Genomic DNA, 26,864 nt, shown 5'->3' on the forward strand with positions numbered 1-26,864 from the left:
ACACCCCCGAGTGTGGAAGGGTGCCCTCCGCTGGGCATGATGTGCCCGTGTTCTACGCGGTGATTCCTGCAGGTGGCAGCGGCACGCGGCTCTGGCCGCTGTCGCGAGCCGGCCATCCGAAGTTTCTCCATGCCCTGACCGGCACCCCGCTGTCGCTGCTCCAGGCGACGTACGGGCGGCTGGACGGCCTCGCGACGCCCGAGTCCACGTTCGTGGTCACCGGGGTGGCGCACGCGGCCGCCGTCGCCCGGCAGCTGCCGGGTCTGCCGGAGGGCAACATCCTCGTCGAACCGACCCCGCGCGACTCGTGCGCGGCGATCGGGCTCGCCGCCGCGGTGATCGCCCGGCGCGACCCGGGCGCCATCATGGGCGCGTTCGCCGCCGACCAGCTGGTCCGCGACGTCCCGGCGTTCACGGACACGCTCAACCGGGCGATCCAGGGCGCCGAGGACGGCCTCCTGATGACCATCGGCATCACGCCGACCCACCCCGAAACCGGATACGGCTACCTCCACGTCGGCGAGCCCACGGGCACCGGCGACGTGTGCAAGGTCGCCGAGTTCGCCGAGAAGCCGGCGCTGAACGTGGCGCAGCGCTACGTCGACTCCGGCGAGTACCTGTGGAACGCCGGCATGTTCGTCTGGCGCGTCGACGTCTTCCTGGACGAGCTCGCCCGCCAGCAGCCGACCCTCCACGACGGCCTGCGCAGCATCGCCGAGGCCTGGGAGACGCGCGACCGCGAGGAGGTCCTGGCCGAGCTGTGGCCGGGCCTCACCAAGATCTCCGTGGACTTCGGCGTCATGGAGGGCGCGGGCCGCGCCGGCCTGGTCGGCACCGTTCCCGGCGACTTCGGCTGGAACGATGTCGGCGACTTCCACACTCTCGGCGAACTGCTCGAGACCGACACCGCCGGCAATGTGGTCGTCGACCTCGGCGCCGACGCCGAGCCCGACCTGGCCCCGTCGCAGAAGCCCACGGTCCTCATGCAGGACGCGGAGCGCGTGGTCGTGGTGCCGCGCTCGGGCCGCCTGGTCGCCGCCGTGGGCGTCAGCGACCTCGTCATCGTCGACACGCCGGACGCGCTGCTGATCTGCCCGCGCGCCCGCGCCCAGGACGTCAAGAAGCTGGTCGACTCGCTGAAGGAGCGCGGCTCGATCGAGCTTTTGTAGTCCGCCGTCCGGCCTCGCACACGGGCCCAGCCGCCGAGCCGCGGCCTGGGCCCGTTTTGCACGCCGCGTCCCCCACAGCCCCGGGCGTCCGCGCCTCGCGCGGCGCGGTGGTCAGGCGCGCTTGGCCCAGGCCAGCGCCGGCCCCACCAGCACCTCCGTCGCGTCGGCGAGCGGGTCGGGCAGCGCGTCCGGGGCGAACCACCCCAGCGCGCTCGACTCCGCGCTGACCATCTCGACGGCGCCCGGCGGGGCGATCGCCGCATACCGCACGTCGTAGTGCAGCGATGGCCCGCCCGAGCAATACACGTGGTGCACGTCCAGGCCGATCGGGGCCTCGCTGATGCGCAAGCCGAGAATGCCGGACTCCTCGGTCGCCTCGCGCAGGGCCGCGCCCGCGATCGTCGCGTCGGCCGCCTCGCAGTGGCCGCCCATCTGGACCCAGCGCTTGATCCGGCCGTGCAGGCAGAGCAGCACGCGCTCGGCGGCAGCGTCCACGACCAGCGCGCTCGCCGTCACGTGACCCCCGGGGTGCTCGCGCCAGACGGTGGACGGATCGGGCCTTACGAAATCCAGGAACCGCTGGCGGGTGGCCTCGGCCTCCGCCGATGGGGCCGCCCATGCCGACAGTACTGCGAGTGCGTCCTCATGCAGCGTCATAGTGACGGCAGGCTACCGCGCCCGATCGCGAGCACGCCGAGGGGCACGCCGCCTTCCGGGATCTCCCCGGCGAACCGGACCGGGTCGTCGATCTCCAGCCATGCGGTCGCAAGCCCGTCGGCTGCGAGAACGGCCCGCAGCCGCTCGACGCGGCGGCCGGCCTCGACGGCGGCGCGCACGTCGCCGGCGGGCGCCCACACCAGCACGGCCGCCACGGTGTTCTCCGGGACGGTCACGCTCCGTGTTGTCGGGAACGGCAGATCGGGGAGTTGGACGGCGCCGTCGGCGGGGGCGAAGCGCTCGGCGTCGGGCAGTTCGCCGGCGGCGCGCAGGCCCCGGGCGACCGCCTCGGCGGTGCCGAGCGAGAACAGGTCGGCGTCGGCGCCCCGGACCAGCTCGGCGGCGCCGCGGCCGTGCCCGGCGCCGGGGGAGTGGGCCAGCCCACGGACCACGGCGACCGGCACCTGGGCGACCTTGCCCTTCACCAGGTCCGCGGCCGCGGCCAGCTCGTCGACCACGGCCATCTGGGTCAGCTGCAGCTCGTTGCCATACCCGTCGCGCAGGCCCCGGTAGTCGGCCAGCGCGCCGACGCCGGCCGCGCCGATCGCCACGTCGGTGAGGCCCAGCCGCCACGGCCGGCCCATGGTGTCGGTGATGACCACCGCGACGTCGAGGCCGAAGCGCTCCCGCAGCCCGTCGCGCAGCCAGCGGGCCGAGGCGTCCGGGTCCTTGGGCAGCAGCACGAGGTGGGTGGGGTCGACGTTGGAGGCGTCGATGCCGGCCGCGGCGAGCACGAAGCCGTGGTGGGTCTGCACGATCCGGGTCGCGCCCCGCCGGGCGACCACGCGGGCCGTCTCGGCGCGCAGCGCGGCCTCGCGGGCGGCCTCCCGGGCCGGCTCGTCGAGCGGGATCTCGACCAGCTGGCCCTCGGACTTGCTCACGATCTTGCTGGTCACGACGAGCACGTCGCCGTCGGCGAGCCAGGGGGCGGCGGTCGCGATGAGCGCCGCCAGGTCGTCGCCGGGCCGTACGTCGCCGATGCCGGTGACCGGCAGGATCTCCAGCCGGCCGGGCACGTGCGCGGGCTCGGTCATGCGACACCGACCGTGGCGAGCGCGTTGCGGACCATCGCGGCGGTCGCGGCCTCGTCGGTCATCCACAGCGGTACGGCGCGCACGGTCAGCCTGGGCACCTCCACTCCGGCGTCGGTCTCGTCGACGAGCCACGCGTCGAGCACGCCTCCGTTCGCTCGCGCGCCGAGCAGCCCGCCGACGCCGGCCGGGCTGCACTCCACGCCCATCACCGCGAGGCACTTGTCGGCCATGCCGCGCACGGGCGCGCTGCCGATGATCGGGGACACGCCGACGACGGGGGCGCGGCCGGTCGCCACCGCGTCGCGCAATGCCGCGACGGCGAGGATCGGGGCGATGGACACGATGGGGTTGCTCGGCGCCAGGAGTACGACATCGGCCTCGGAAATGGCGTCCAGCACCCCCGCGGCCGGCTTCGCCGTGTCCGCCCCCACGAAGACGAAGCGCTGGGTCGGCAGCTCGGCGCGGTGCCGGATCCACCACTCCTGGAAGTGGATCGCCCGGGTCGCGCCGTCCAGCTCGACCACCGCGTGCGTCTCGACGCGGTCGTCGCTGGCCGGCAGCATGCGGATGCCGGGCTTCCAGCGGTCGCAGAGCGCCTCGGTGACCGCGGAGAGCGCATACCCGGCCTCCAGCATCCGGGTGCGCACCAGGTGCGTGGCGATGTCCTTGTCGCCCAGGCCGAACCAGGTCGGCTCCGCGCCGTAGGCGGCCAGCTCCTCCTTGACCGTCCAGCTCTCGCCCACCCGGCCCCAGCCACGCTCCGGATCGGCCCCGCCGCCGAGCGTGTACATGACGCTGTCGAGATCGGGGCAGATGCGCAGCCCGTGCAGCGTCACGTCGTCGCCGACGTTGACCACCGCCGTGACGTCCGCGCCCAACTCCCGGCCCACCGCGCGCACCCCGAGAAGGAAGCGCGCGCCGCCGATCCCACCAGCCAGTACCACGATCCGCATGCGTTCAATCCTGCCCCACCGCCGTCACGGCCGGCTGCGGGGTCTCTCGCGCACGCGGGAAAAGCATCCGAGAGCTAGGCTGCTGGCGACCCGTTGCACGGACCTTCGACTCGGACAGCAACTCGGACCGTTTCACCTCGGGAGAGCCAGTGAGCACCCAGCCACCCGATCCGACCCCCACCGGGGGGTTCGCGAGCCCGGCCGCGGCCCAGTACCAGCCCCCCGCCGCCGGCCCGGCGACCCAGGCCGTCCCCGTCGTGGGCCCCGCGCAGCAGCACCAGCCGATGCCGGCCGCGCCGGTTGCGCCGCCGGACGCCGACAAGGTCCGCGGGCTGCTGGAGCCCTACCGCGAGATCGTCGCCTTCGCGCTGCTCGGCGCCGCCGCGATCTTCCTGCTGGCGGGCCTGATCGAGATGCTCACCGGCATGTTCAACACGTTCCTCGCCACGGCGACGACGTCGTTCGGCAACGTCGTCGGCTTCCAGATCATCCTGCTGCCGATCCTCGCCGTCGTGCTGGCCACGCAGGTCGCGCCGGTCACCGCCCGGGCGAAGTTCGTCGTCATCGGCGCGCTGGTGGAATACGCGGTGGCCGCCGTCATCGGCGTCGTCCTGCTGCTCGCCGGCCTCATCGGCGACATCCAGAGCCAGGGCCTCGCGGTCGGTTACGCGTTCTCGAGCTTCCTGGAGCACCTGGCCGGCCTCGGCCTCATCGGGCTCGGCCTGTTCCTCACCGCGCGGATCTTCCTGGGCGCCTACACCGCGCCGAAGCCGGCCGCGCTGCCGTACGCGCAGCCGGGCTACCCGTACCCGGCCGGCTACGGCTACCCGCAGCAGCAGTACGCCCAGCAGACCGGCTATGTCACCGGCGCGCAGCCGGCGGCGCAGGGATACCAGGGATACGCGGCCTACGGGCAGCAGCAGCCGGCTACGACCGGCTGGGCGCAGCAGACCGGCACCGCCCCCGCGGTCACCCCCGGCGTCATCGCCGGCGCGGCGACTGGTTACCCGGCGCAGGCCGCCACGACCGGTACGTTCGCGGCCCCCGGCTACGCCACCCCGGCGACCGGCGCCCAGTCCGGTGCCCAATCCGCCGCCCAGACCGGCGCCCCGATCACCGGTGCCCCGACCCCGGCCGTGCCGACCTCGGGGGGCTATGCCACCCCCGGCTATGCGGCCCCCGGCTACACGGCACCGGCCGCCGCGGCGCCCAGCTTCGGCGCCCCGGCCACCCCGCCGGCCGAGGCGCAGCCGGTCTCCGCGGCGCCCGCGTCGGCGCCGCCGCTGAGTTCGCCGTTCGCGGCGTACACGGCGCCCGCCCCGACCCCGGTCTCCGACGAGCCGGTCTCCGCGTCGCCCGCGGACTCCGGGCCGTCGACGCCGCCCGGCGGCTTCGCCGCGGCCGGCTGGCCGGGCGGCAGCTCCACCCACCCGCCGGCCGACATCACGCAGGACGCGACCGCCGGCCTGGCCCCGGCCCAGCCGCAGGAGGCGACGGCGGGCCTCGCGCCGGCCCAGCCGCAGGAGGTGACGGCGGGCCTGGCCCCGGCCCAGCCGCAGGAGGCGACCGCGGGCCTGGCCCCGGCCCAGCCGCAGGAGGCGACCGCGGGCCTGGCCCCGGCCCAGCCGCAGGAGGCGACCGCCGGCCTCGCCCCGGCGCAGCCGGAGGGCACCGCGGGCCTCTCGCCCGCCCAGTCGGAGGAGGGCACGGCGGTGCTGTCGCCGGCCCAGCCCGATGAGGAGGGCACCGCCGTGCTGTCCCTGGCCGACCCGGATGCCACCACGGTGCTGCGGCCCGGCACCAAGGCCGACGACGGCGACGAAACGCAGCGCACTCAGGCGATTCCGCCGAGCAACTGAGCCGGTGACGGCCTCCCCGTGGCCGCGGCGCGCCCGCGGCCACGGGGAACATGTCACACGCCGGGCACACGTGGATCCGCCCGACGGCGGCCTACGCTGCAATGCGTGACGTCTGAAGGCAGAGGTACCGAAGGCAACGCGATTCGCCGGGCGCTACGCCGGGCGGCCGACGGCCGGTCGCTCGACGCGACCGAGGCGGCGGTGCTCCTGACCGCCCGGGGCCCGGCCCTCGACGACCTGCTGGCGACCGCCGGCGCGGTCCGCGACGCGGGGCTCGTCGACGCCGGTCGCCCGGGCGTCATCACCTTCTCGAAGAAGGTCTTCATCCCGCTGACCCGGCTGTGCCGGGACCGCTGCCACTACTGCACGTTCGCGACCGTTCCGCACCGGCTGCCCGGCGAGTACCTCGAGATCGACGAGGTGCTCGAGATCGCCCGCGAGGGCGCCCGGCAGGGGTGCAAGGAGGCGCTGTTCACCCTCGGCGACCGGCCCGAGGAGCGCTGGCCCCAGGCGAAGCGCTGGCTGGACGAGCGCGGCTACGACTCGACCCTGTCCTATCTGCGCGCCTGCGCCATCGCCGTGCTCGAGGAGACCGGCCTGCTGCCGCACCTCAACCCGGGCGTGCTGTCCTGGGCCGAGCTGCAGCGGCTCAAGCCCGTCGCGCCCAGCATGGGCATGATGCTGGAGACCACCGCGACCCGCCTGTGGTCGGAGCCCGGCGGCCCGCACTTCGGCTCGCCGGACAAGGAGCCAGCCGTGCGGCTGCGGGTGCTCGACGACGCCGGCCGGGTCGGCGTGCCGTTCACCACCGGCATCCTCATCGGCATCGGCGAGACGCTCGACGAGCGGGCCGAGTCGCTGTTCGCGATCCGCAAGACGCTGCGGGAGTACGGCCACATCCAGGAGGTCATCGTCCAGAACTTCCGCGCCAAGCCGGACACGGCGATGCGCGGGATGCCCGACGCCGAGCTGCACGACCTCGCGGCCACCATCGCCGTGGCCCGGCTGGTGCTCGGCCCGAAGGCGCGCATCCAGGCCCCGCCCAACCTCATCGACTCCGAGTACGCGCTGCTCATCCGGGCCGGCATCGACGACTGGGGCGGCGTGTCGCCGGTGACGCCGGACCACGTGAACCCCGAACGGCCCTGGCCCGCCCTCGACGAGCTCGCGGAACGGACAAAAGCCGCCGGTTTCGTACTGCGGGAGCGCCTGACCATCTACCCCGAGTACGCCCGCCGCGGCGAGCCCTGGCTCGACGCCCGGCTGACCGCGCACGTCGAGGCCCTGATGGAGCGCGACACCGGCCTCGCCGACGAGGGCGCCCGCCCGGCGGGCCTGCCCTGGCAGGAGCCGGACGGCGGCCACGAGGACAGCGGCCGCACCGACCTGTTCGCGGCGATCGACTCGGAGGGGCGCGGCGCGGACCGGCGGGGCGACTTCGACACGGTGTACGGCGACTGGAACGAGGTGGCCACGCGCATCCCGCAGGCGGCGCCGCAGCGCCTGGACGGCGACGTCCACACCGGACTGTCGCTGGCCGCGAGCGACCCGGCGCGGCTGCTGCTGCCCGAGCACGAGGCCGCCGCCCTCGCGCTGTTCAATGTGGACGGTCCCGGCCTGGAGGAGCTGGTCCGCATCGCCGACGACCTGCGCCGCGAGGCCGTCGGCGACGACATCACCTACGTGATCAACCGGAACATCAACTTCTCCAACGTCTGCTACGTCGGCTGCCGCTTCTGCGCGTTTGCCCAGCGCGAGCGCGACGCCGACGCGTACCGGCTCTCCTACGAGCAGGTCGCCGACCGCGCCGAGGAGGCGTGGTCGGCCGGCGCGACCGAGGTCTGCATGCAGGGCGGCATCGACCCCAAGCTGCCTGTGGGCGCGTATGCCGAGCTGGTCCGCGCGGTCAAGAACCGGGTGCCCGGAATGCACGTGCACGCCTTCAGCCCGATGGAGGTGGTGACCGCCGCCTCGAAGGCCGGCGTGTCGATCCGCGACTGGCTGACCCAGCTCAAGGAGGCGGGCCTGGACACGATCCCCGGCACCGCCGCCGAGATCCTCGACGACGAGGTGCGCTGGGTGCTCACCAAGGGCAAGCTGCCGACGTCGGCGTGGGTCGAGGTGGTCACCACCGCGCACGAGCTCGGCATCCGGTCCAGCTCCACGATGATGTACGGCCACGTCGACCACCCCGGCCACTGGCTCGGCCACTTCCGCGTCCTCGCCGGCATCCAGGACCGCACCGGCGGCTTCACCGAGTTCGTGGCGCTGCCGTTCGTGCACCACAGCGCGCCCATCTACCTCGCCGGCATCGCCCGCCCGGGCCCGACCTGGCGCGACAACCGCGCGGTACACGCGATGGCCCGGGTCCTGCTGCACGGCCGGATCGACAACATTCAGTGCTCGTGGGTCAAACTGGGCGACGAGGGCACGGTGGCGATGCTCCGCGGCGGGGCCAACGACCTCGGCGGCACGCTCATGGAGGAGACCATCTCCCGCATGGCCGGCTCGGAGCACGGCTCCGCTCGCACGACGGAGGAGCTGGAGGCCATCGGCACGGCGGCCGGTCGTCCGGTGCGCCGCCGGACCACCGTCTACGGCCGCGTGCCCGCGGACGCGTAACGGCGGCCCGGCGCGGCGCGGCCTTCCGGATATGTCCGCCACTCCGTGACGGACATATCCGACATTTCGGTTATGTGCCCAATCTGGCGGCCTTCTTCGCGACCGGGTCGCTTTAGGGGTGCGCGCCGGTCGTCGGCACCATCGCGACCACCGCGACCAGGCCGCCCAGCATGAGCAGGCCCAGCAGCCGGCGCGCCCCGGGAACAGCACGGCCAGCAGCAGCGCCCCGCCGGCCACCTTGACCGGGTGGGTGCGCACCTGCACCGCCGCACATCGGCGCAGTTCGGCTGCGGCCCGGGCCGGTTGAGCAAACTTGCCGGGACTCTTCCGGCGCGTCCGGCGTGTCGCCCGTTACCTCCGGCGGTGCTGCGTCGGTATGGGTACGACGCGGGGTGTGGGCGGTCGCCCGAGCGGGCCTATTTATCAGGTTCGGCTTGACGACGCACGCATTACACGCGTGTAATTTCACGGGGGATGTTCGCGGGGTTGGTAGCAAGTCGCCACCATGCGGACATAAGGAACACCGCGCCGAGGTACAGCAACCTTGTAGGACATGCGCCTTCCGCGTGGGGGGGTTGCGCCGGCATTGACGCCGGTGCGCAAGAAGGAGGCACGCTGATGGACGGCCGACCAGTCGTGGCCGACCTGCTGGGTAACGCTCCGGAGTGGCAAGAGCGCGCTCTGTGTTCACAGACCGACCCGGAGGCATTCTTCCCGGAGAAGGGCGGGTCGACGCGCGAGGCCAAGCGCATCTGCTCGCGCTGTGAGGTACGGGCGGACTGCCTGGAGTACGCGCTGGGACACGACGAGCGGTTCGGGATTTGGGGCGGGCTCTCGGAACGCGAGCGCCGCAAGCTCAAGCGACGGGCTGCTTAGCAGATCGGGATTTTGAAATGGGGCGCCGACTTCCGAAATGGGGTCGGCGCCCTTTTCGTGATAAATGCGCCGGGTATTTATGTTTATGCGTCGGGGGGAATGACGCGCAGATGGCCGCGGCGCCCGAGTGGATGCTGCTGGTCGGGCTCCTCGCGCCGCGGTGCGGGCCGGGCCGCCTCGCGCACGGCCTCGGCGAGCGCGACCAGATCGTCGTTCGTCGGCGGGGGCGGGCCGTACTCGCCCTCGTGCCGTACCAGGTCCCAACCCCGCGGCGCGGTGAGCCCGCGGGCGTGCGATTCGCAAAGGTCGTAGGAGTGCGGCTCGGCGAATGCGGCCAGCGGACCGACAACTGCGGTCGATTCGGCATAAACGTACGTCAACGTCGCAACGGGGGGTCGGGGGCAACCGTTGCGCGAGCATCGACGTGGGGTCCTCACGGCCGAACGGTATCTCCCCAAGGCCTTCGCGCCGTCCCGGAAGCCCCGCGACACGCCGGGGTGACCACGGCGACACGCTCACTCGGGCGATAGGGTGTGCTGGCGCTACGCTGACATCGTGGCGAGCCCAGACCGACGACGCAGTGGACCGGGACGGCGCGGTCGTGATCGGCATGGCCGGGGTCTGCGCGGCCGCCTGGTGCCGGCGTCGCTGCCGATGTCCCGCACCCGTGCCGAGATGTTCGACGACCTGGTCCTCGACTCCGTCGAGCAGCTCGAGCAGCGGTTCTCGCAGGAGCTCGCCGGCGTGGAGTTCGCGGTCGAGGACGTCCCGCCCGACCTCAACGTCTACGACTCCGACGTCCTCGAGGACGGCGAGGTGCCGCTGGCCCGGCTCCTGCCGGGCCGCCCGGGCCGCCACGGCGTGCCGCCGCGGATCGTGCTGTACCGCCGCCCGCTCGAGTTCCGCGCCGCCGACCACGACGACCTGGCCGACCTCGTCCACGACGTGATCATCGAGCAGGTGGCCAACCTGCTGGGCGTCTCCCCGGACGACCTCGAGTCCTGACCCGCCGCGCCGCGCGGTGGAGCAGCGGTCAGGCGCCGAGGACGCGGGACATCAGGGCGGCGCGGCGGGACGGGCGGCCGGTTCTCGCCTCGGCGGCGTCGGCGGCGGTCATCACCCGCAGGCTCGTGTTGACGCCCAGCCAGCGCAGCGGCTCCGGCTCCCAGCGTGGGGACCGGTGCCCGACCCAGGGCAGGCGCACCAGGTCGGTGTCCGCCCGGCGGATGAGATCGGCGAGCGTGCGGCCGGCCAGGTTGGACGTGCCGACGCCGTCGCCGACGTAGCCGCCCGCCCACGCCAGGCCCGTCGAGGCGTCGAGGCCGACCGAGGCCATCCAGTCACGGGCGATGCCCAGCGGCCCGCCCCAGGTGTACTCCACCGGCACGTCGCCGAGCGTGGGGAAGAGCTCGCCCAGCGTGCGGCGCAGCTCGGCGAAGACGCGCGGCTCCAGGTCGAAGGACGGGTCGACCGCCGAGCCGTAGTGGTACGGGGCGCCGCGGCCGCCGAAGGCCAGCCGGTCATCGGCGGTGCGCTGGCCGTAGATGACGAGGTGCCGGTGGTCGGAGAACGTCTCGCGCTGCGCCAGGCCCGCGCTCGCCCAGAACGACTCGGGCAGCGGCTCGGTGGCGACCATCAGCGAGTAGACGGGCGCGATCGCCCGCCGCATGCCGGGCAGCAGCGGCGTGAAGCCCTCGGTGGCACGCACGACGATCGGGGCGCGGACGGTGCCGTGCGGGGTCTCGGCGCGGCCGCGGGAGAGCCGGGTCACCGGCGTGTGCTCGAAGATGCGCACGCCGCGGCGCTCGCAGGCCGACGCGAGCCCGCGGACGAGCTTGGCCGGCTGGATCGCCGCGCAGTGCGGCGTGTACGTCCCGCCGAGCACGCCGGTCGCCCCGACCCGCGCGGACGCCTCCTCGGCGGAGAGCAGGCGCAGGTCGATGCCGTAGCCGGCGGCCTCCTCGGCCTCGTGCCGGGCGCGCTCCAGCTGCACCTTCGTGCGGGCCAGCACGACGGTGCCGCCCTTGGCGTAGTCGCAGTCGATGCCCTCCTCCGCGGCGACCCGGCCGACCTCGTCGACGCATGCCTCCATCGCGGCGTTGAGGGCGAGCGCGCGTTCCCGGCCGTACGTGCGCTCCAGCGCCGCCACCGACTTGGGGAACAGCGCGGAGCACCAGCCGCCGTTGCGGCCGCTCGCGCCGAAGCCGGCGGTCTGCGCCTCCAGCACGACGACGCGCAGCGAGGGGTCGGCCCTGGCCAGGTAGTAGGCGGTCCACAGGCCGGTGTACCCGGCGCCGACGATGCACACGTCGGCCTCGGCGTCCCCGGGGAGGGCCGGCCGCGACGGCAGCTCCGGCAGCACCGACATCCAGAAGCTCATGCTTCGCCCTCGACGAAGTCGTCCAGCACCGTACGGATCGGAATGACGCCGGTGGGCGGGGACCAGCCCTCGTCCTCCGGCGAGGTCTCGGGCCAGCCGTCGCTCACCTTCAGTGACCACTCGTCCAGCGGCAGCGCCAGCACGAGCGTGGCGGCCAGCTCCTTGCGCGACGGCGGGCGGACCACGTCCCAGCGCCCGGGCACCAGGTGCTCGCTGATCGTGCGCAGCGCGGCCACCTGGTCCTCGATCACCGTGCAGCGCCCGAGCACCATCGCCGAGCGGTACCGCATCGACGCCTCGAACGCGCTGCGCGCCAGGATGAGCCCGTCGAGCAGCGTCACCGAGAGGCAGCAGGGGGCGCCCCCGGCGAGCAGCCGGAACAGCCGGCTGCCCGTCGAGCCGTGGAAGAGCACCGTGTCGCCGTCCCGGCCGTACGCGACCGGAATCGCGTACGGCTGGTCGTCGTCCACGAACGCGACGTGGGCGACCATGCCCGCGTCGAGCACGCCGTGCAGCGCCTCGCGCTCGCGGACCGCCTTGTCGGGCAGGCGGCGGATCCGCGTGCGCTCTACAGGCGCGCCCATGCCTCGGTCAGCACCGAACGCAGGATCTGCTCCATCTCGGCGAAGTGGCTCTCGTCGCAGATCAGCGGCGGGGCCAGCTGGATCACCGGGTCGCCGCGGTCGTCGGCGCGGCAGTACAGCCCGGCGTCGAAGAGCGCCTTGGACAGGAAACCGCGCAGCAGCGCCTCGGACTCGGCGTCGTCGAACGTCTCCTTCGTCGCCTTGTCCTTGACCAGCTCGATGCCGAAGAAGTATCCGTCACCGCGCACGTCGCCGACGATCGGCAGGTCGTAGAGGCGCTCGAGGTACGAGCGGAACAGCGGCGAGTTGTCGCGCACGTGTGCGTTGAGCCCCTCGCGCTCGAAGATGTCGAGGTTGGCCAGCGCCACCGCGGAGCCGACCGGGTGCCCGCCGTAGGTGATGCCGTGCGCGAACCAGTTCGTGCCGCCCAGGAACGGCTCGGCCAGCCGGTCGGAGGCGAGCATCGCACCCAGCGGCACGTAGCCGCTCGTGAGGCCCTTGGCGCAGGTGATGATGTCGGGCTGGTAGCCGTAGCGCTTGGCGCCGAAGTACTCGCCGAGCCGGCCGAACGCGCAGATCACCTCGTCGGAGACCAGCAGCACGTCGTAGCGGTCGCAGATCTCGCGGACGCGCTCGAAGTATCCGGGCGGGGGCGGGAAGCAGCCGCCGGCGTTCTGCACCGGCTCGAGGTACACCGCGGCCACCGTGTCCGGGCCCTCGAACTCGATCGCCTCCGCGATGCGGTCCGCGGCCCAGACGCCGAACTGCTCGGGCGTCATCGACTCGTCCGGCCGGCGGTAGTAGTTGGTGTTGGGCACCCGGAACGCGCCCGGCACGAGCGGCTCGAAGTCCTGCTTGAGCACGGGGATGCCGGTGATCGACAGGGCGCCCATCGACGTGCCGTGGTAGGCGATCGCGCGGGACAGCACCTTGGTCTTCATCGGCTTGCCGGTGTGCTTGAAGTAGGAGCGGGCGAGCTTCCACGCGCTCTCCACGGCCTCCGAGCCGCCGGTGGTGAAGAAGACCCGGTTGAGGTCGCCGGGGGTGATCTCGGCCAGCCGGTCGGCCAGCTCGATCGCCTTCGGGTGGGCGTACGACCACAGCGGGAAGTAGGCGAGCTCGGCGGCCTGCTTGGCGGCCGCGTCGGCGAGCTCCTGCCGTCCGTGCCCGGTCTGCACGACGAACAGTCCGGACAGGCCGTCGAGGTAGCGCCGGCCGTTGCTGTCGTAGATGTAGGGTCCGTCGCCGCGCACGATCACCGGCACCGGCGCGTCGGCGTACGCCGACAGGCGCGTGAAGTGCATCCAGAGGTGCTCGCGCGCCGCCGAGTCGAGGGTGGCGGCGTCAGGTTGTTGGTCGATGGTCATCGGGTCCCCCACGCATAGGTCTGCTTGGCGAGCTTGAGGTAGACGAAGGTCTCCGTCGCGGTCACGCCGGGGATGCTCCGTACTGTGTCGTTGATGAGGTCGAGGAGGTGCTCGTCGTCGGTGCACACGAGCTCCGCGAGCAGGTCGTACCCGCCGGCGCAGATGACCACGTAATCGATCTCCGGCACCGCGGCGAGGGCCTTCGCGACCGGCCGGATGTCCCCCTCCACCTTGATCCCGATCATCACCTGCCGCGCGAAGCCCAGGGTGAGGGGATCGGTGACGGCCACGATCTGCATGACGCCGGTGTCCAGCAGCCGCTGTACGCGCTGGCGCACGGCGGCCTCGGAGAGGCCGACGACCTTGGCGAGGGCGGCGTAGGACATGCGACCATCGCGCTGCAGCTGCTCGATGATGCGCTTGTTGACGTCGTCGAGGACGGGCTCGGTCACGTGTGGATTCTTGCCTAGGAGCCCGCGGTTGGCAACTAATTCCACGGCCAGTTAACGAGAGATCTGCGGATTCGTTAGGGATGCCGTCGATCACGGAACCGTGGCAGACTGACCCATCGTGTTTCCGGGAGGTGACAGTTGTAACCACGGCGTGACTACATAGCGCTTTTCGTTGTGCGGCCCGATCGTGACGACGGAATCCCTTGTGAGCGATGCCATCGCGTGTCAGGATCAGTCGTCGGTCACCGCCCCCCAGAAGTGTCGACCGGCACCGAGATCCGTAGGAGCCCCCCGTGCGAAACCCTTCTCGCCCGCCGCTCTCTCCAGAAGCGCAGGCGGTCATCAATGCCACCGGCCTGTCGCGCCGGACCCTCATGCGCGGCCTGCTGGCCGGCGGTGCCTTCGTTGCGACCGGCGGCGCCCTGGCGGCCTGCGGCACGAAGCCCGCGAAGAAGCCGGAGTCCGACAAGGCGGCCTGCGTCGGCACCGACGCCTCGGCGACCGAAAAGAAGATCAACTTCTCGAACTGGCCGCTGTACATCGACGTCGACAGCAACGACGACAAGAAGCACCCGTCGCTCGACAACTTCACCACGAAGACGGGCATCGCGGTCACCTACACCGAGGACATCAACGACAACAACGAGTTCTTCGGCAAGGTCCGCAACCAGCTGCAGGCCTGCCAGTCGATCGACCGTGACCTGATGATCCTCACGGACTGGATGGCCTCGCGCGTCGTCGGCCTGGGCTGGGTCCAGCCCTTCGACAACGCCAAGATCCCCAACTTCACCAAGAACGTCCTGGCCACGCTGCGCAACCGGCCGTGGGACAAGGACATGACCCACGCCGCGCCGTGGCAGTCCGGCTTCACCGGCCTCGCGTACAACGCCAAGGTCGCGAAGGAGATCCGCACGATCGACGACCTGCTGACCCGCCCCGACCTCAAGGGCAAGGTCGCGGTGCTCAGCGAGATGCGTGACACGGTCGGCCTGGTGCTGCTGTCGATGGGCAAGGACCCCGCCACCGTGACCGACGCCGACTACGAGGCGGCGCTGGAGAAGCTCAAGAAGGCCGTGTCCTCCGGCCAGATCCGCAAGTTCACCGGCAACGACTACAAGGAGGATCTCGCCAAGGGCGACATCGCCGCCTGCATGGCGTGGTCCGGCGACATCATCCAGATCAATGCCGAGCAGGGCACGCAGGTCAAGTTCGTCACGCCGGAAGAGGGCCTGATGCTCTGGTCCGACAACATGCTGATCCCGGCGCCGGCGACGCACAAGGCCAACGTCGAGCAGCTCATCGACTACTTCTACGACCCCGAGGTCGCCGCGGAGGTGGCCGCCTCGGTGAACTACATCTGCCCCGTCCAGGGCGCGCAGGAGGCCATGCAGAAGATCGACCCGGACATGGCCACCAACCCGCTCATCTTCCCCGACGCCGCGACGCTGGCGAAGACGCACCCCTTCCGGGCGCTGTCCGAGGATGAGGACAAGAAGTACTCCGCCAAGTTCGAGTCGGTTCGTGGAGCCTGATAGATGACCGAGCAGCAACACGGTGCCAGCGGCGCCGACCTCAAGTTGGTCGACGTGACGAAGCGGTTCGGGGCCTTCACGGCTGTCGACGACCTCACCCTCACGGTGCCCCGGGGGTCGTTCTTCGCCTTGCTCGGTGCGTCCGGGTGCGGCAAGACGACCACCCTGCGGATGATTGCCGGCCTCGAAGAGCCGACGGCTGGCCGGGTGTTGCTCGGCGATCAGGACGTGACACACCTGCGCCCGTACAAGCGCCCGGTGAACACGGTGTTCCAGAGCTACGCGCTCTTCCCGCACCTCACCATCAGCGACAACGTCGCGTTCGGCCTGCGCCGGCGTGGCGTCAGGAAGTACGCCGACCAGGTGGAGCAGATGCTCCACCTGGTCGAGATGGACGGCTTCGGCAAGCGCAAGCCGTCGCAGCTGTCCGGCGGCCAGCAGCAGCGCGTCGCGCTCGCCCGGGCCCTGATCAACCAGCCGCAGGTGCTGCTGCTCGACGAGCCGCTCGGCGCCCTCGACCTCAAGCTGCGCCGGCAGATGCAGGTCGAGCTCAAGCGGATCCAGACCGAGGTCGGCATCACGTTCGTCCACGTCACTCACGACCAGGAGGAGGCCATGACGATGGCCGACACGGTCGCGGTGATGAACGCGGGGCGCATCGAGCAGCTCGGCGCGCCGGTCGAGATGTACGACTTCCCCGGCACCGCGTTCGTGGCCAACTTCCTCGGCCAGTCCAACCTGCTCGCCGCCGACGTGCGCGGCCGCTCCGGCGCCGATCTGCTCGTCGAGGCGTACGGCGGCCGCTACACCGTGCCCGCGGCGCGCGCCCGCGCCACCGACGGCACGGTCTGGCTCGGCGTGCGGCCGGAGAAGCTGCACCTCACCACCCAGGTCGTGCCCGACGGCCATCAGAGCGTGACCGGCATCGTCACCGACTCCTCGTACATGGGCGTGAGCACGCAGTATCTGGTGCGCGCGCCGTGGGGCGACGAGCTGACCGTGTTCGTGCCCAACTCCGGCGTCGCCGCGCCGCTCGCCGTGGCCAGCGAGGTCACCGTCCACTGGCGCCCCGAGCACGCGTTCCTGCTGGCCCGCCCGGCCGGCGAGACGCATGCCCCGGTGGTGGACCCGGAGGAAGTGGCGGCATGAGGGGTACGGAGCGAAGCGGAGTGGCCCCTCATCAGAAACGCAGGTTCAACTCATGCCGCTGCCGGAGCGCAGCGGAGGTGACGGCATGAGTGCGTTGGGGCATGTGGGTGCAGGCGCGGGGTCCGCGACCCCGGTCAAGCTGGAACAACCCAGAAAGAAATGGCTGCCGTACCTCCTGTTGCTGCCCGGCGGCCTGTGGCTGATCCTCTTCTTCGCGATACCGTGCGTCCAGCTGCTCGCGACCAGCCTCTACGACCCGAACGGGTCGCTCGAGGAGGGCTACGCGATGACCTGGCAGTTCAGCAACTACCCGGACGCCGTCTCCGCCTACCTGCCCCAGTTCGGCCGGTCGATCGGCTACGCCGCGCTGACCACGTTCTTCTCGCTCCTCCTGGGCTACCCGCTGGCCTACGCCATCGCGCTCAAGGCCGGCCGCTGGAAGAACGTCCTGCTCATCTGCGTCATCGCGCCGTTCTTCACCAGCTTCCTGATCCGCACCCTGGCCTGGAAGGTCATCCTGTCCGACAACGGCACGGTCGTCGCGGTGCTCAACGCGCTGCACGTCCCGCTGCCCGACAACCGGCTGCTCGCCACCGCCCCCGCCGTCATCGCCGGCCTGGTGTACAACTTCCTGCCCTTCATGGTCCTGCCGCTCTACGCCAGCCTGGAGAAGCTCGACCCCCGCCTCATCGAGGCCGCCGGGGACCTCTACGCCCGGCCGATCGCGCGGTTCACCCGGGTGGTGCTGCCGCTGTCCATGCCGGGCGTGGTGGCCGGAACGCTGCTCACCTTCATCCCGGCCGCCGGCGACTACATCAACGCCGAGCTGCTGGGCACGAGCCGGCAGTACATGATCGGCAACGTCATCCAGTCGAAGTTCCTGAAGGTCGGCGACTACCCCGCCGCGGCCGCGCTGTCGTTCACGCTGATGGCGGCGATCCTCGTGCTGGTCTTCGTCTACGTCAAGCGCGCCGGAACGGACGAGGTGCTCTGATGGTCCACCGTTTGCGCCGCTTCGTCGCCGACCACTGGGTCCTGGCGATCGGGCTGATCGTGCTGCTGTACCTGTTCGTGCCGATCGGCGTGGTGGCTGCCATGTCGTTCCGCGACTCCAGGCAGAAAGCGCCCTACACGCTCGACAACTACAAGTTCACGCTCGACAACTGGAAGAACCCGTTCGGCGTGGCGGGCATCCAGGACGCCTTCCTGCTGAGCATCACCATCGCGCTGGTCGCCACGGTGGGCGCGACGATCCTCGGCACGCTGATGTCCTTCGCGCTGGCCCGGCACTCCTTCCGCGGCCGCGGCGCCACCAACACGCTGATCTTCCTGCCGATGGCGACGCCGGAGATCGTGATGGGCTCGTCGCTGCTGGCGCTGTTCGTCGCGTCCGGGGTGCCGCTGGGCTTCTGGACGGTCGTCATCGCGCACATCCTGTTCTGCCTGTCGTTCGTGGTCGTCACGGTCAAGGCCCGCCTGGCCGGCCTCGACCCGCGGCTGCAGGAGGCGGCGATGGACCTCTACGCCGACGAGCGGCAGACGTTCATGCGCGTCACGCTCCCGTTGGTGATGCCGGGCATCGTGGCCGCGGCGCTGCTGTCGTTCTCGCTGTCCTTCGACGACTTCATCGTCACCAACTTCAACTCCGGGACCTCGGTCACGTTCCCGATGTTCGTCTGGGGCGCCTCCCAGCGTGGTATCCCAGCCCAGATCAACGTGATCGGTACCGCGATGTTCCTCATCTCGTTCCTGATCGTCCTCATCGGACAGCTGCCGCGCCTGCGCCGTAAGGCCGGGTAACGAAAGGCTCGACCCAGCTATGCGACTTCTCATCGTCGGCGCCGGTGGCGTCGGCACCGCCGCCGTGCGCATCGCCGCCCGCCGTCAGTTCTTCGATCACTGCGTCGTCGCCGACTACGACTCGGCACGCGCGCAGGCCGCCGTGTCCTCTGTGGACGACCCCCGGTTCACGGCGGCCTCCATCGACGCCTCCGACGCGGCCGCGGTCGCCGAGCTCTGCCGGAGCCTGCGGATCACGCACGTACTCAACGCCGTCGACCCGCGGTTCGTGATGCCCGTGTTCGACGGCGCCTTCGCGGCCGGCGCGCACTACCTGGACATGGCGATGTCCCTGTCCCGTCCGCACCCCGAGCGGCCGTACGAGCTGACCGGCGTGAAGCTCGGCGACGAGCAGTTCGCGGTCGAGGACCGGTGGACGGCGGCCGGCCGGCTGGCCCTCGTCGGCATCGGCGTGGAGCCCGGCCTGTCCGACGTCTTCGCCCGCTACGCCGCCGACACCCTCTTCGCCGAGGTGCACGACGTGGGCGTCCGCGACGGATCCGACCTGGTGGTGGAGGGCTACGAGTTCGCGCCCTCCTTCTCGATCTGGACGACGATCGAGGAGTGCCTCAACCCGCCGGTCATCTACGAGAAGAACCGGGGCTGGTACGTCACCGAGCCGTTCTCGGAGCCGGAGATCTTCGACTTCCCGGCCGGCATCGGCCCCGTCGAGTGCGTCAACGTGGAGCACGAGGAGGTGCTGCTCATCCCGCGCTGGGTCGACGCGCGGCGGGTCACCTTCAAGTATGGTCTGGGCAACGAGTTCATCGAGGTCCTCAAGACCCTGCACAAGCTGGGCCTGGACTCGACGAAGAAGGTGCGCGTCGGCGGCGTGGACGTCTCACCGCGCGACGTCGTGGCCGCCTGCCTGCCCGACCCGGCCACGCTGGGCGATCGCATGCACGGCCGTACCTGCGCCGGCACCTACGTCACCGGCCTGGGCCGCGACGGGCGCCCACGGGCCACGTACCTCTACCACGTCGTGGACAACGCGTGGACGATGCGCGAGTACGGCTCCCAGGCCGTCGTCTGGCAGACCGCGATCAACCCGGTCGTGGCCCTCGAACTGCTGGCCGCCGGCACGTGGTCGGGCACCGGTGTGCTCGGCCCCGAGGCGCTGCCGCCGCGCCCGTTCCTCGATCTCCTCACCGAGTACGGCTCGCCCTGGGGTATTCAGGAACTATGACCCGCTACGGCCCGATGTTCGGCCCGGACATCACGTTCCTGGGCGTGCCCCCGTGCGACCTCGCCGAGCGGTCCACCTTCGAGGGCGCGGACGTGGTCATCATCGGCGCGCCGTTCGACGGCGGCACCTCGCACCGCCCCGGCACGCGCTTCGGCCCCCAGGCGATCCGCCAGGCCTGCTACCTGCCGCACGACGGCTCCCGCCCGTCGCTCGCCCTGCGCGTCGACGCCCTGCGCGACCTGCGCGTCCTCGACGCCGGCGACGTGGAGATGTACGCCGGCGACGCGGCCGCCTCGATCCAGGCGCTCGAGGAGGCCGTCTTCGCCGTCGCCGACGCGGGCGCGATCCCGCTCGTGCTGGGCGGCGACCACACCATCGCCTGGCCCGACGCCACGGGCGTGGCCCGCAAGCACGGCTACGGCCGGGTGTCGATGGTCCACTTCGATGCCCACGCCGACACCGGCGACGTCGAGTTCGGCTCCCTGATCGGCCACGGCCAGCCGATGCGCCGCCTGATCGAGTCCGGCGCCGTGCGCGGCGACCGCTTCCTGCAGATCGGCCTGCGCGGCTACTGGCCGGGCCCGGAGACGCTGGACTGGATGGCCGGGCAGCGCATGCGCTCGTACGAGATGACCGAGATCGTCGCCCGCGGCCTCGACGAGTGCCTCGGCGAGGCCTTCGGGATCGCCACCGACGAGTGCGAGGGCGTCTTCCTCTCGGTCGACGTCGACGTCGTCGACCCCGGCATGGCCCCCGGCACCGGCACCCCCGAGCCGGGCGGCCTCACCTCCCGCCAGCTCCTGGACGCGGTCCGCCGCTGCTGCTACGAGCTGCCGATCGTCGGCGTGGACGTGGTGGAGGTGAGCCCCCCGTACGACCACGCCGAGATCACGGCATACCTGGCCAACCGAGTGGTCCTGGAGTCCCTGTCGGCGATCGCGGCTCGCCGCCGCGGCGACCCCTGGAACCCCCGCCGCCCCCTACTCTCCGACCGTTGAGGCGTCCAGGGAGGCTTGCTCTTCCGGGGTCAGCAGGCGGGACCTGATCAGGAACCGCACGCCCTCCGGCGCCTCCAGCGAGAAGCCGCTGCCGCGGCCCGGCACCACGTCCACCGTCAGGTGCGTGTGGCGCCACCGCTCGAACTGCGCGCGCGACATCCAGAACGTCACCGGCTCCTCGACGCCGTCGATGGCCAGCGACGCCAGCAGGACGTCGGCGGAGCCGGTGCGGAACTCGCCCGCGGGGTAGCACATCGGGGCGCTGCCGTCGCAGCAGCCGCCGGACTGATGGAACATCAGCGGCCCGTGCGTGCCCCGCAGCGACCGGATCAGGCCGGCCGCCGCGGGGGTCACCGCCACCCGGTCCATGACTAGAAGAACCCGAGCTTGTTGGGGGAGTAGCTGACCAGCAGGTTCTTCGTCTGCTGATAGTGCTCCAGCATCATCTTGTGGTTCTCCCGGCCGATGCCGGACTGCTTGTAGCCGCCGAAGGCCGCGTGGGCGGGGTAGGCGTGGTAGCAGTTCGTCCACACCCGGCCGGCCTGGATGGCCCGGCCCGCGCGGTAGGCCGTGTTCGTGTCACGGGTCCACACGCCGGCGCCGAGGCCGTAGAGCGTGTCGTTGGCGATCTTGATGGCGTCGGCGAAGTCGGCGAACGAGGTCACCGAGACGACCGGGCCGAAGATCTCCTCCTGGAAGATGCGCATCGCGTTGTCGCCCTCGAAGACGGTCGGCTGCACGTAGTAGCCGCCGGAGAGCTCGCCGCCGAGGTCCGCGCGCTCGCCCCCGATGCGCACCTTCGCGCCCTCCTGGCGGCCGATGTCGAGGTACGACAGGATCTTCTCGAGCTGGTCGTTGGAGGCCTGGGCGCCGATCATCGTCTCGGTGTCGAGCGGGTGACCCTGGCGGATGGCCCGCACGCGCTCGGTCGCGGCGTCCATGAATTCGCCGTAGTGGCCCTGCTGGACGAGGGCGCGGGACGGGCAGGTGCACACCTCGCCCTGGTTGAGCGCGAACATCGCGAAGCCCTCGAGCGCCTTGTCGTAGAACGCGTCGTCGGCGGACGAGACGTCGTCGAAGAAGATGTTCGGGCTCTTGCCGCCGAGCTCCAGCGTCACCGGTTTGATGTTCTCGCTGGCGTACTGCATGATCAGCCGCCCGGTCGTGGTCTCGCCGGTGAAGGCGACCTTGGCCACCCGGGGGCTGCTCGCCAGCGGCTTGCCCGCCTCGGCGCCGAAGCCGTTGACGATGTTCACCACGCCCGGCGGCAGCAGGTCGGCGATGAGGCCCATGAGCACGTGGATCGACGCGGGGGTCTGCTCGGCCGGCTTGAGCACGACGGCGTTGCCGGCGGCGAGCGCGGGCGCCAGCTTCCACGTGGCCATGAGCAGCGGGAAGTTCCACGGGATGATCTGGGCGACGACGCCGAGGGGCTCGTGGAAGTGGTAGGCGACGGTGTCGTCGTCGAGCTCGCCGAGGCTGCCCTCCTGCGCGCGGATGGCGCCGGCGAAGTACCGGAAGTGGTCGACCGCCAGCGGCAGGTCCGCCGCCAGCGTCTCCCGGATCGGCTTGCCGTTCTCCCAGGTCTCGGCGACGGCGAGGGCCTCCAGGTTGGCCTCGATCCGGTCGGCGATCTTGTTGAGGATGTTCGCGCGCTCGGCGACGGGGGTGCGCCCCCACGCGTCGGCGGCGCCGTGCGCCGCGTCGAGGGCGGCCTCGACGTCCTCGGCCGTGCCCCGGGCGATCTCGCAGAACGTCTGCCCGGTCACCGGCGTCGGGTTCTCGAAGTACTGGCCGCGGACCGGCTTGACGTACTGGCCGCCGATCCAGTGGTCGTAGCGGGGCTCGTATCCGACCAGGGCACCGTCCTGGCCGGGGGCTGCGTAGCGGGTCATGCCCGGAAGTTAGTTACGGCGACGTTGCAACCACGTTGCGTCCGGCGGCGCGTACTCCTCGGACAGCCGCGCCACCCGCTCCAGCGCGAGCGCCTGCCGATGCGAGCCGGCCGGCAGCGCCGCGGCGAGCGCCTCCCACATCCACAGGTCCTCGGCGCCCCAGCTCGCCTCGGTCCACGCCGCGAGCAGCCGGGGGTCGCCGCTGGCCCGCACGCCGGCGCGCAGCTGGCCCTCGACGAGCCGGCGCAGCCGCACGATGCCGGGCGCCTCCGAGCGCGGCAGCAGCGGCCCATGGTAGGCGCGCAGCGCCGCGGCGACGTCGCCGGCGGCGAGGTGCGCCGAGATCTCCGCGAAGTCGGACAGCACCGGCTCGCGCAGCCGGTACGGCCGGGACACCAACAGCGGACCGAGCGCGTGGCGCAGCCGGGACAGCTCGGCCCGCAGGGTCACCGGGTTGACCGGCTCGTCGCCGTAGAGCTCGAGCGCCAGCTGGTCGCCGGTCAGCCCCTCCGGGTGCGCGCAGAGCAGCGCGACGATCTCGCTGTGCCGCCGGCTCAGCCGCAGCGAGCGCCCGCCGATCGACAGTACCCCGGCGTCGCGGCCCAGCGCGCCGTAGGAGGGCCCCGGCGGCGCCGCGGACGGCAGCGTGGCCAGGTACGCCTCGGCGGCGCGGGCCGTTGCGAGTACCAGGGCCAGGGAGTGCGGATTGGCGAGGTGGTCGCCGCCGGTCACGTCGATCGCGCCGAGCAGCCGCCCGGTCCGCGGATCGTGGATCGGCGCGGCCGAGCAGGTCCAGCGCTGCACCCGGCGGCTGAAGTGCTCGGTGGCGAAGATCTGCACCTCGTGATCGACGGCGACCGCGGTGCCGGGTGCGTTGGTGCCCGCGTGCGTCTCGTCCCAGCGTGCGCCCGCGACGAAGTTCATGCCCTCGGCCCGGCGCACGACGGTCGGGTGCCCCTCCACCCACAGCAGCCGCCCGTGCGCGTCGCAGATCGCCATCAGGTGGTCACCGTCGTCGGCGAAGCTGCCGAGCAGGTCGCGGAAGAGCGGCAGCGCGCGGCGCAGCGGGTGCGCGCCGCGGTAGTCCTCGAGCTCCTCGTCGCCCAGGTCGACCGGCGCGGTGGCGTCCGGGTCCAGGTGCGCCGCGGCGCTGCGCCGCCACGACTCGGCGACGACGTCGCGGACCTGACCGCCGACGCGGCCGCCGCCGAGGAACGCGTCCCGGGCGCGCCCGTTCTGGCTGATCCGCTCGCGGGGATCGGCCCCCGCGGGCAGGGCCAACCAGGGATTGTGCATGCCCCATAGTGACCCGCGTCACCCGGGAACGCCAAGGCCCGGCCGGGACGTGAGGTGGGCGCCCCGGCCGGGCCTTCTACCGGCCTTTCACTGCAATAGCCGGATCAGAGCGCGGAGGCCAGCATCTCCAGGGCGCGCTCCAGCGTCGGATCGTCCATGACGAGCGGGGGCAGGAAGCGGATCACGTTGCCGTAGGTGCCGCAGGTGAGCAGCAGCAGCCCGGCCTCGTGCGCCCGCCGCTGGATCTCCGCCGTCTTCGCCGGATCCGGGGTCGCGCCCAGCGGGGCGCCCCGGGCGAAGCCGCGCTCGGCCGTCAGCGAGCCGGGCGTTGCGGAGTCCGGCACCACGATCTCCAGCGCCAGCATCGCGCCGCGGCCCCGGACGTCGCCGATGAACCGGTGCTCCTCCTGCAGGGCGCGCAGGCGGGGGAGCATCACCGACTCGATCCGGCGGGCCGCGGCGCACAGGTCGAGCTCCCGCATCGTCTCGATCGACGCGAGCGCCGCGGCGCAGGCCACCGGGTTGCCGCCGTACGTGCCGCCGAGGCCGCCCACGTGCACCGCGTCCATGACGTCCGCGCGGCCGGTCACCGCGGCGAGCGGCAGGCCGCCGGCGATGCCCTTCGCCGTGGTGACGATGTCGGGCTCGATGCCCTCGTGGGTCGAGGCGAACCAGTCGCCGGTACGGCAGAAGCCGGTCTGGATCTCGTCCGCCACGAACAGCGCCCCGTTGGCCTTCGCCCAGGCCGCCAGCGACGGCAGGAAGCCCGGTGCCGGCACCAGGAAACCGCCCTCACCCTGGATGGGCTCGATGAGCACCGCCGCGACCTGGTCCGCGCCCACCTGCTTCTCGATCGTGTTGATCGCCAGCGCGGCGGCGTCGGGCCCGTCGAGGCCGTCGCGGAACGGGTACGACATCGGCACCCGGTAGATCTCGCCGGCGAACGGGCCGAAGCCGTGCTTGTACGGCATGTCCTTGGCCGTGAGCGCCATGGTGAGGTTGGTCCGGCCGTGGTAGGCGTGGTCGAACACGACGACCGCCCGCCGGCCGGTGGCGTGCCGGGCGATCTTCACCGCGTTCTCGACCGCCTCGGCGCCCGAGTTGAACAGGGCCGAGCGCTTCTCGAACGAGCCCGGCGTGAGCGCGTTGAGCTGCTCGCAGACCGCGACATAGCCCTCGTACGGCGCGATCATGAAGCAGGTGTGGGTGAACCGCTCCACCTGCCGCTGCACCGCCGCCACGACCCGCGGGCTCGAGTTGCCCACGTTGGTGACGGCGATGCCGGCGGCCATGTCGACCCACTCGCGGCCGTCCACATCGGACAGCGTGCCGCCGGAGGCGTGGTCGACGTACGACGAGATCATGCTGCTGACACCTCGCGCGACGGCGGCCGCGCGGCGCTTGTGGATGTCGCTCGAAAGCTCCCCTGACGCTGACATCACAGCTCGATGTTGTGCATGACGTGCTTGATCCGCGTGTAGTCCTCCAGCCCGTACATGGACAGGTCCTTGCCGTAGCCGGACTGCTTAAACCCGCCGTGCGGCATCTCGGCGACGATCGGGATGTGCGCGTTGACCCAGACGCAGCCGAAGTCCAGCCGACGGCTCATGCGCATCGCGCGGCCGTGGTCGCGGGTCCAGACCGACGACGACAGGCCGTACTCGACGCCGTTGGCCCAGCGCACAGCCTCGTCCTCGTCGGAGAAGCGCTGCACGGTGATGACCGGGCCGAAGACCTCGTCCTGGATGATCTCGTCGTCCTGGCGCAGGCCGGACACGACGGTCGGGGCGTAGAAGAAGCCCTTGTCGCCGACCCGCGCGCCGCCGGTGTTGAGCTTGGCGTGGTCGGGCAGCCGGTCGATGAACCCGCCGACCCGGGCCAGCTGGTTGGCGTTGTTCAGCGGGCCGTAGAGGATGTCCTCGTCGTCGGGGGCGCCGGTCTTCGTGGCGGCCGCCTGCTCGGCGAGGGCGGCCACGAAGTCGTCGTAGATGCCCGGGCCGGCCAGCACCCGGGTGGCCGCGGTGCAGTCCTGGCCGGCGTTGAAGTAGCCGGCGACGGCGATCGCCTCGGCCGCGGCGGCCAGGTCGGCGTCGTCGAACACCACGACCGGGGCCTTGCCGCCGAGCTCCAGGTGGGTGCGCTTGAGCGACGGCGCGGCCGCCCCGGCCACCTCGCGGCCGGCCCGCACCGAGCCGGTGATCGACACGAACTGCGGCGTCGGGTGGGCGACCAGCGCCCGGCCGGTCTCCCGGTCGCCGGTGACCACGTTGAGCACGCCGGGCGGCAGGAACTCGCTCGCGATCTCGGCCAGCAGCAGCGTGGAGGCGGGCGTGGTATCGGACGGCTTGAGCACGACCGTGTTGCCCGCGGCGAGCGCCGGCGCGATCTTCCACACCGCCATCATCAGCGGGTAGTTCCACGGCGTGACCTGCGCGCAGACGCCGATCGGCTCGCGCCGCACGTAGCTGGTGTGGCCCTTCATGTACTCGCCGGCCGACTTGCCCTCGAGCACGCGGGCGGCGCCGGCGAAGAACCGGATCTGGTCCACCGACGGGGGCAACTCGTCGCTCGCGGTCAGCGCCCGCGGCTTGCCCGTGTTGCGGACCTCCGCGTCGATGATCTCGGCGGCCCGGTCCTCCATCGCGTCGGCGAGCTTGAGCAGCGCCTTCTGCCGCTCCGCCGGCGTGGCGTCGCGCCAGGTCTCGAACGCCGTCGCCGCCGCCTTCATAGCGCGGTCGACGTCCTCCGCGCTCGACACCGGCGCGGAGGCGTAGACCTCGCCGGTCGAGGGGTCGATGATGTCGGAGTAACGGCCGTCGGCGGGATCCGCGTGGGCGCCGTCGATGAAGTTTTGTAGTTGCTTGGTCATGTCCACTCCTTTGAGTGCCGGCAGCCACATCCTTCCATCGAATCCGCAGTACACAACCCCTTGGGCAACTGTTTCCGCGCTGTGAAC

24 protein-coding genes are annotated in these 26,864 nt (G+C 71.9%); 11 read left to right on the forward strand and 13 right to left on the reverse strand.

Going from position 1 to position 26,864, the window contains the following annotated elements:
* Nucleotides 1-47: 47 nt before the first annotated feature.
* Nucleotides 48-1,169, forward strand: coding sequence for a mannose-1-phosphate guanylyltransferase (locus tag ACGFI8_RS09765; protein WP_392802402.1), 1,122 nt, complete (start codon nt 48-50; stop codon nt 1,167-1,169).
* Between the two features lie 111 nt (nt 1,170-1,280).
* On the opposite strand, the gene ACGFI8_RS09770 is transcribed toward ACGFI8_RS09765, so the two are convergent.
* The 3 genes from ACGFI8_RS09770 to cofD are packed head-to-tail and all read right to left on the reverse strand — an operon-like array spanning nt 1,281 to nt 3,873.
* Nucleotides 1,281-1,826, reverse strand: a complete 546-nt coding sequence (locus tag ACGFI8_RS09770) for an NUDIX hydrolase (protein WP_392802405.1) — start codon at nt 1,824-1,826, stop codon at nt 1,281-1,283.
* Entirely contained in the window at nt 1,823-2,920 is a 1,098-nt protein-coding gene (locus ACGFI8_RS09775; RefSeq protein WP_392802407.1) for a coenzyme F420-0:L-glutamate ligase, read from the reverse strand. Before ACGFI8_RS09775 ends, ACGFI8_RS09770 begins: the two co-directional genes overlap by 4 nt.
* Nucleotides 2,917-3,873 (reverse strand): 2-phospho-L-lactate transferase, encoded by a 957-nt coding sequence (cofD, locus tag ACGFI8_RS09780; RefSeq protein ID WP_392802410.1) that lies wholly within the window; start codon nt 3,871-3,873, stop codon nt 2,917-2,919. Before cofD ends, ACGFI8_RS09775 begins: the two co-directional genes overlap by 4 nt.
* Nucleotides 3,874-4,022: 149 nt before the next feature.
* Here cofD and ACGFI8_RS09785 point away from each other — a divergent pair, with 149 nt between their 5' ends.
* The 3 genes from ACGFI8_RS09785 (at nt 4,023) to ACGFI8_RS09795 (ending at nt 9,230) form a co-directional block, all read left to right on the forward strand.
* On the forward strand, nt 4,023-5,732 hold the full coding sequence (locus ACGFI8_RS09785; RefSeq protein WP_392802413.1) for a hypothetical protein: 1,710 nt from the start codon (nt 4,023-4,025) through the stop codon (nt 5,730-5,732).
* A 105-nt stretch (nt 5,733-5,837) separates the two neighbouring features.
* Entirely contained in the window at nt 5,838-8,354 is a 2,517-nt protein-coding gene (locus ACGFI8_RS09790) for a bifunctional FO biosynthesis protein CofGH (protein WP_392802415.1), read from the forward strand.
* 618 nt (nt 8,355-8,972) lie between these two features.
* Entirely contained in the window at nt 8,973-9,230 is a 258-nt protein-coding gene (locus tag ACGFI8_RS09795; protein WP_033364663.1) for a WhiB family transcriptional regulator, read from the forward strand.
* Between the two features lie 83 nt (nt 9,231-9,313).
* Here ACGFI8_RS09795 and ACGFI8_RS09800 read toward each other — a convergent pair whose 3' ends face one another.
* On the reverse strand, nt 9,314-9,667 hold the full coding sequence (locus tag ACGFI8_RS09800; protein WP_345134832.1) for a DUF3499 domain-containing protein: 354 nt from the start codon (nt 9,665-9,667) through the stop codon (nt 9,314-9,316).
* 118 nt (nt 9,668-9,785) lie between these two features.
* On the opposite strand from ACGFI8_RS09800, the gene ACGFI8_RS09805 reads away from it, so the two are divergent.
* Nucleotides 9,786-10,235, forward strand: a complete 450-nt coding sequence (locus tag ACGFI8_RS09805) for a metallopeptidase family protein (protein ID WP_392802419.1) — start codon at nt 9,786-9,788, stop codon at nt 10,233-10,235.
* Nucleotides 10,236-10,263: 28 nt separating this feature from the next.
* Here the strand turns inward: ACGFI8_RS09805 and ACGFI8_RS09810 are convergent, their stop codons facing one another.
* The 4 genes from ACGFI8_RS09810 to ACGFI8_RS09825 are packed head-to-tail and all read right to left on the reverse strand — an operon-like array spanning nt 10,264 to nt 14,013.
* Nucleotides 10,264-11,610, reverse strand: coding sequence for an NAD(P)/FAD-dependent oxidoreductase (locus ACGFI8_RS09810; RefSeq protein WP_392802422.1), 1,347 nt, complete (start codon nt 11,608-11,610; stop codon nt 10,264-10,266).
* Nucleotides 11,607-12,194: a pyridoxamine 5'-phosphate oxidase family protein gene (locus tag ACGFI8_RS09815; protein ID WP_392802425.1), complete on the reverse strand. Its 588-nt coding sequence runs from the start codon at nt 12,192-12,194 to the stop codon at nt 11,607-11,609. The genes ACGFI8_RS09810 and ACGFI8_RS09815 overlap by 4 nt, the downstream gene beginning before the upstream one ends.
* Entirely contained in the window at nt 12,179-13,561 is a 1,383-nt protein-coding gene (locus ACGFI8_RS09820) for an aspartate aminotransferase family protein (RefSeq protein ID WP_392802428.1), read from the reverse strand. Before ACGFI8_RS09820 ends, ACGFI8_RS09815 begins: the two co-directional genes overlap by 16 nt.
* Nucleotides 13,558-14,013, reverse strand: a complete 456-nt coding sequence (locus ACGFI8_RS09825) for an Lrp/AsnC family transcriptional regulator (RefSeq protein ID WP_392802431.1) — start codon at nt 14,011-14,013, stop codon at nt 13,558-13,560. The genes ACGFI8_RS09820 and ACGFI8_RS09825 overlap by 4 nt, the downstream gene beginning before the upstream one ends.
* A gap of 293 nt (nt 14,014-14,306) precedes the next feature.
* On the opposite strand from ACGFI8_RS09825, the gene ACGFI8_RS09830 reads away from it, so the two are divergent.
* From ACGFI8_RS09830 to speB, 6 genes are all read left to right on the forward strand, one after another.
* Complete coding sequence (locus ACGFI8_RS09830; RefSeq protein WP_392802434.1) at nt 14,307-15,545, forward strand: extracellular solute-binding protein; 1,239 nt, start codon at nt 14,307-14,309, stop codon at nt 15,543-15,545.
* Nucleotides 15,546-15,548: 3 nt separating this feature from the next.
* Nucleotides 15,549-16,694, forward strand: a complete 1,146-nt coding sequence (locus ACGFI8_RS09835) for an ABC transporter ATP-binding protein (RefSeq protein ID WP_392802437.1) — start codon at nt 15,549-15,551, stop codon at nt 16,692-16,694.
* Between the two features lie 85 nt (nt 16,695-16,779).
* On the forward strand, nt 16,780-17,688 hold the full coding sequence (locus ACGFI8_RS09840; protein ID WP_392802440.1) for an ABC transporter permease: 909 nt from the start codon (nt 16,780-16,782) through the stop codon (nt 17,686-17,688).
* Entirely contained in the window at nt 17,688-18,494 is an 807-nt protein-coding gene (locus ACGFI8_RS09845; RefSeq protein WP_392802443.1) for an ABC transporter permease, read from the forward strand. The genes ACGFI8_RS09840 and ACGFI8_RS09845 overlap by 1 nt, the downstream gene beginning before the upstream one ends.
* Before the next feature lie 19 nt (nt 18,495-18,513).
* Nucleotides 18,514-19,719 carry a saccharopine dehydrogenase family protein gene (locus ACGFI8_RS09850; protein WP_392802445.1) on the forward strand — a complete coding sequence of 402 codons (1,206 nt, stop codon included), beginning with the start codon at nt 18,514-18,516 and terminating at the stop codon, nt 19,717-19,719.
* Nucleotides 19,716-20,717: an agmatinase gene (gene speB / locus ACGFI8_RS09855; RefSeq protein WP_392802448.1), complete on the forward strand. Its 1,002-nt coding sequence runs from the start codon at nt 19,716-19,718 to the stop codon at nt 20,715-20,717. The genes ACGFI8_RS09850 and speB overlap by 4 nt, the downstream gene beginning before the upstream one ends.
* On the opposite strand, the gene ACGFI8_RS09860 is transcribed toward speB, so the two are convergent.
* From ACGFI8_RS09860 to ACGFI8_RS09880, 5 genes are all read right to left on the reverse strand, one after another.
* Nucleotides 20,700-21,086 carry a DUF779 domain-containing protein gene (locus ACGFI8_RS09860; RefSeq protein WP_392802451.1) on the reverse strand — a complete coding sequence of 129 codons (387 nt, stop codon included), beginning with the start codon at nt 21,084-21,086 and terminating at the stop codon, nt 20,700-20,702. The two genes, speB and ACGFI8_RS09860, sit on opposite strands and share 18 nt — an antisense overlap.
* A gap of 2 nt (nt 21,087-21,088) precedes the next feature.
* Nucleotides 21,089-22,612 carry an aldehyde dehydrogenase gene (gene adh, locus ACGFI8_RS09865; RefSeq protein ID WP_392802454.1) on the reverse strand — a complete coding sequence of 508 codons (1,524 nt, stop codon included), beginning with the start codon at nt 22,610-22,612 and terminating at the stop codon, nt 21,089-21,091.
* 9 nt (nt 22,613-22,621) lie between these two features.
* Complete coding sequence (locus ACGFI8_RS09870; RefSeq protein WP_392802457.1) at nt 22,622-23,908, reverse strand: GAF domain-containing protein; 1,287 nt, start codon at nt 23,906-23,908, stop codon at nt 22,622-22,624.
* 104 nt (nt 23,909-24,012) lie between these two features.
* Nucleotides 24,013-25,347, reverse strand: a complete 1,335-nt coding sequence (gabT, locus tag ACGFI8_RS09875) for a 4-aminobutyrate--2-oxoglutarate transaminase (RefSeq protein ID WP_392802460.1) — start codon at nt 25,345-25,347, stop codon at nt 24,013-24,015.
* A complete protein-coding gene (locus ACGFI8_RS09880) occupies nt 25,347-26,777 on the reverse strand; it encodes a gamma-aminobutyraldehyde dehydrogenase (RefSeq protein ID WP_392802462.1) in 1,431 nt (476 codons plus the stop codon). Before ACGFI8_RS09880 ends, gabT begins: the two co-directional genes overlap by 1 nt.
* Nucleotides 26,778-26,864 lie beyond the last annotated feature (87 nt).

The organism is Dactylosporangium sp. NPDC048998 (assembly GCF_043197855.1).
Lineage (GTDB): Bacteria > Actinomycetota > Actinomycetes > Mycobacteriales > Micromonosporaceae > Dactylosporangium.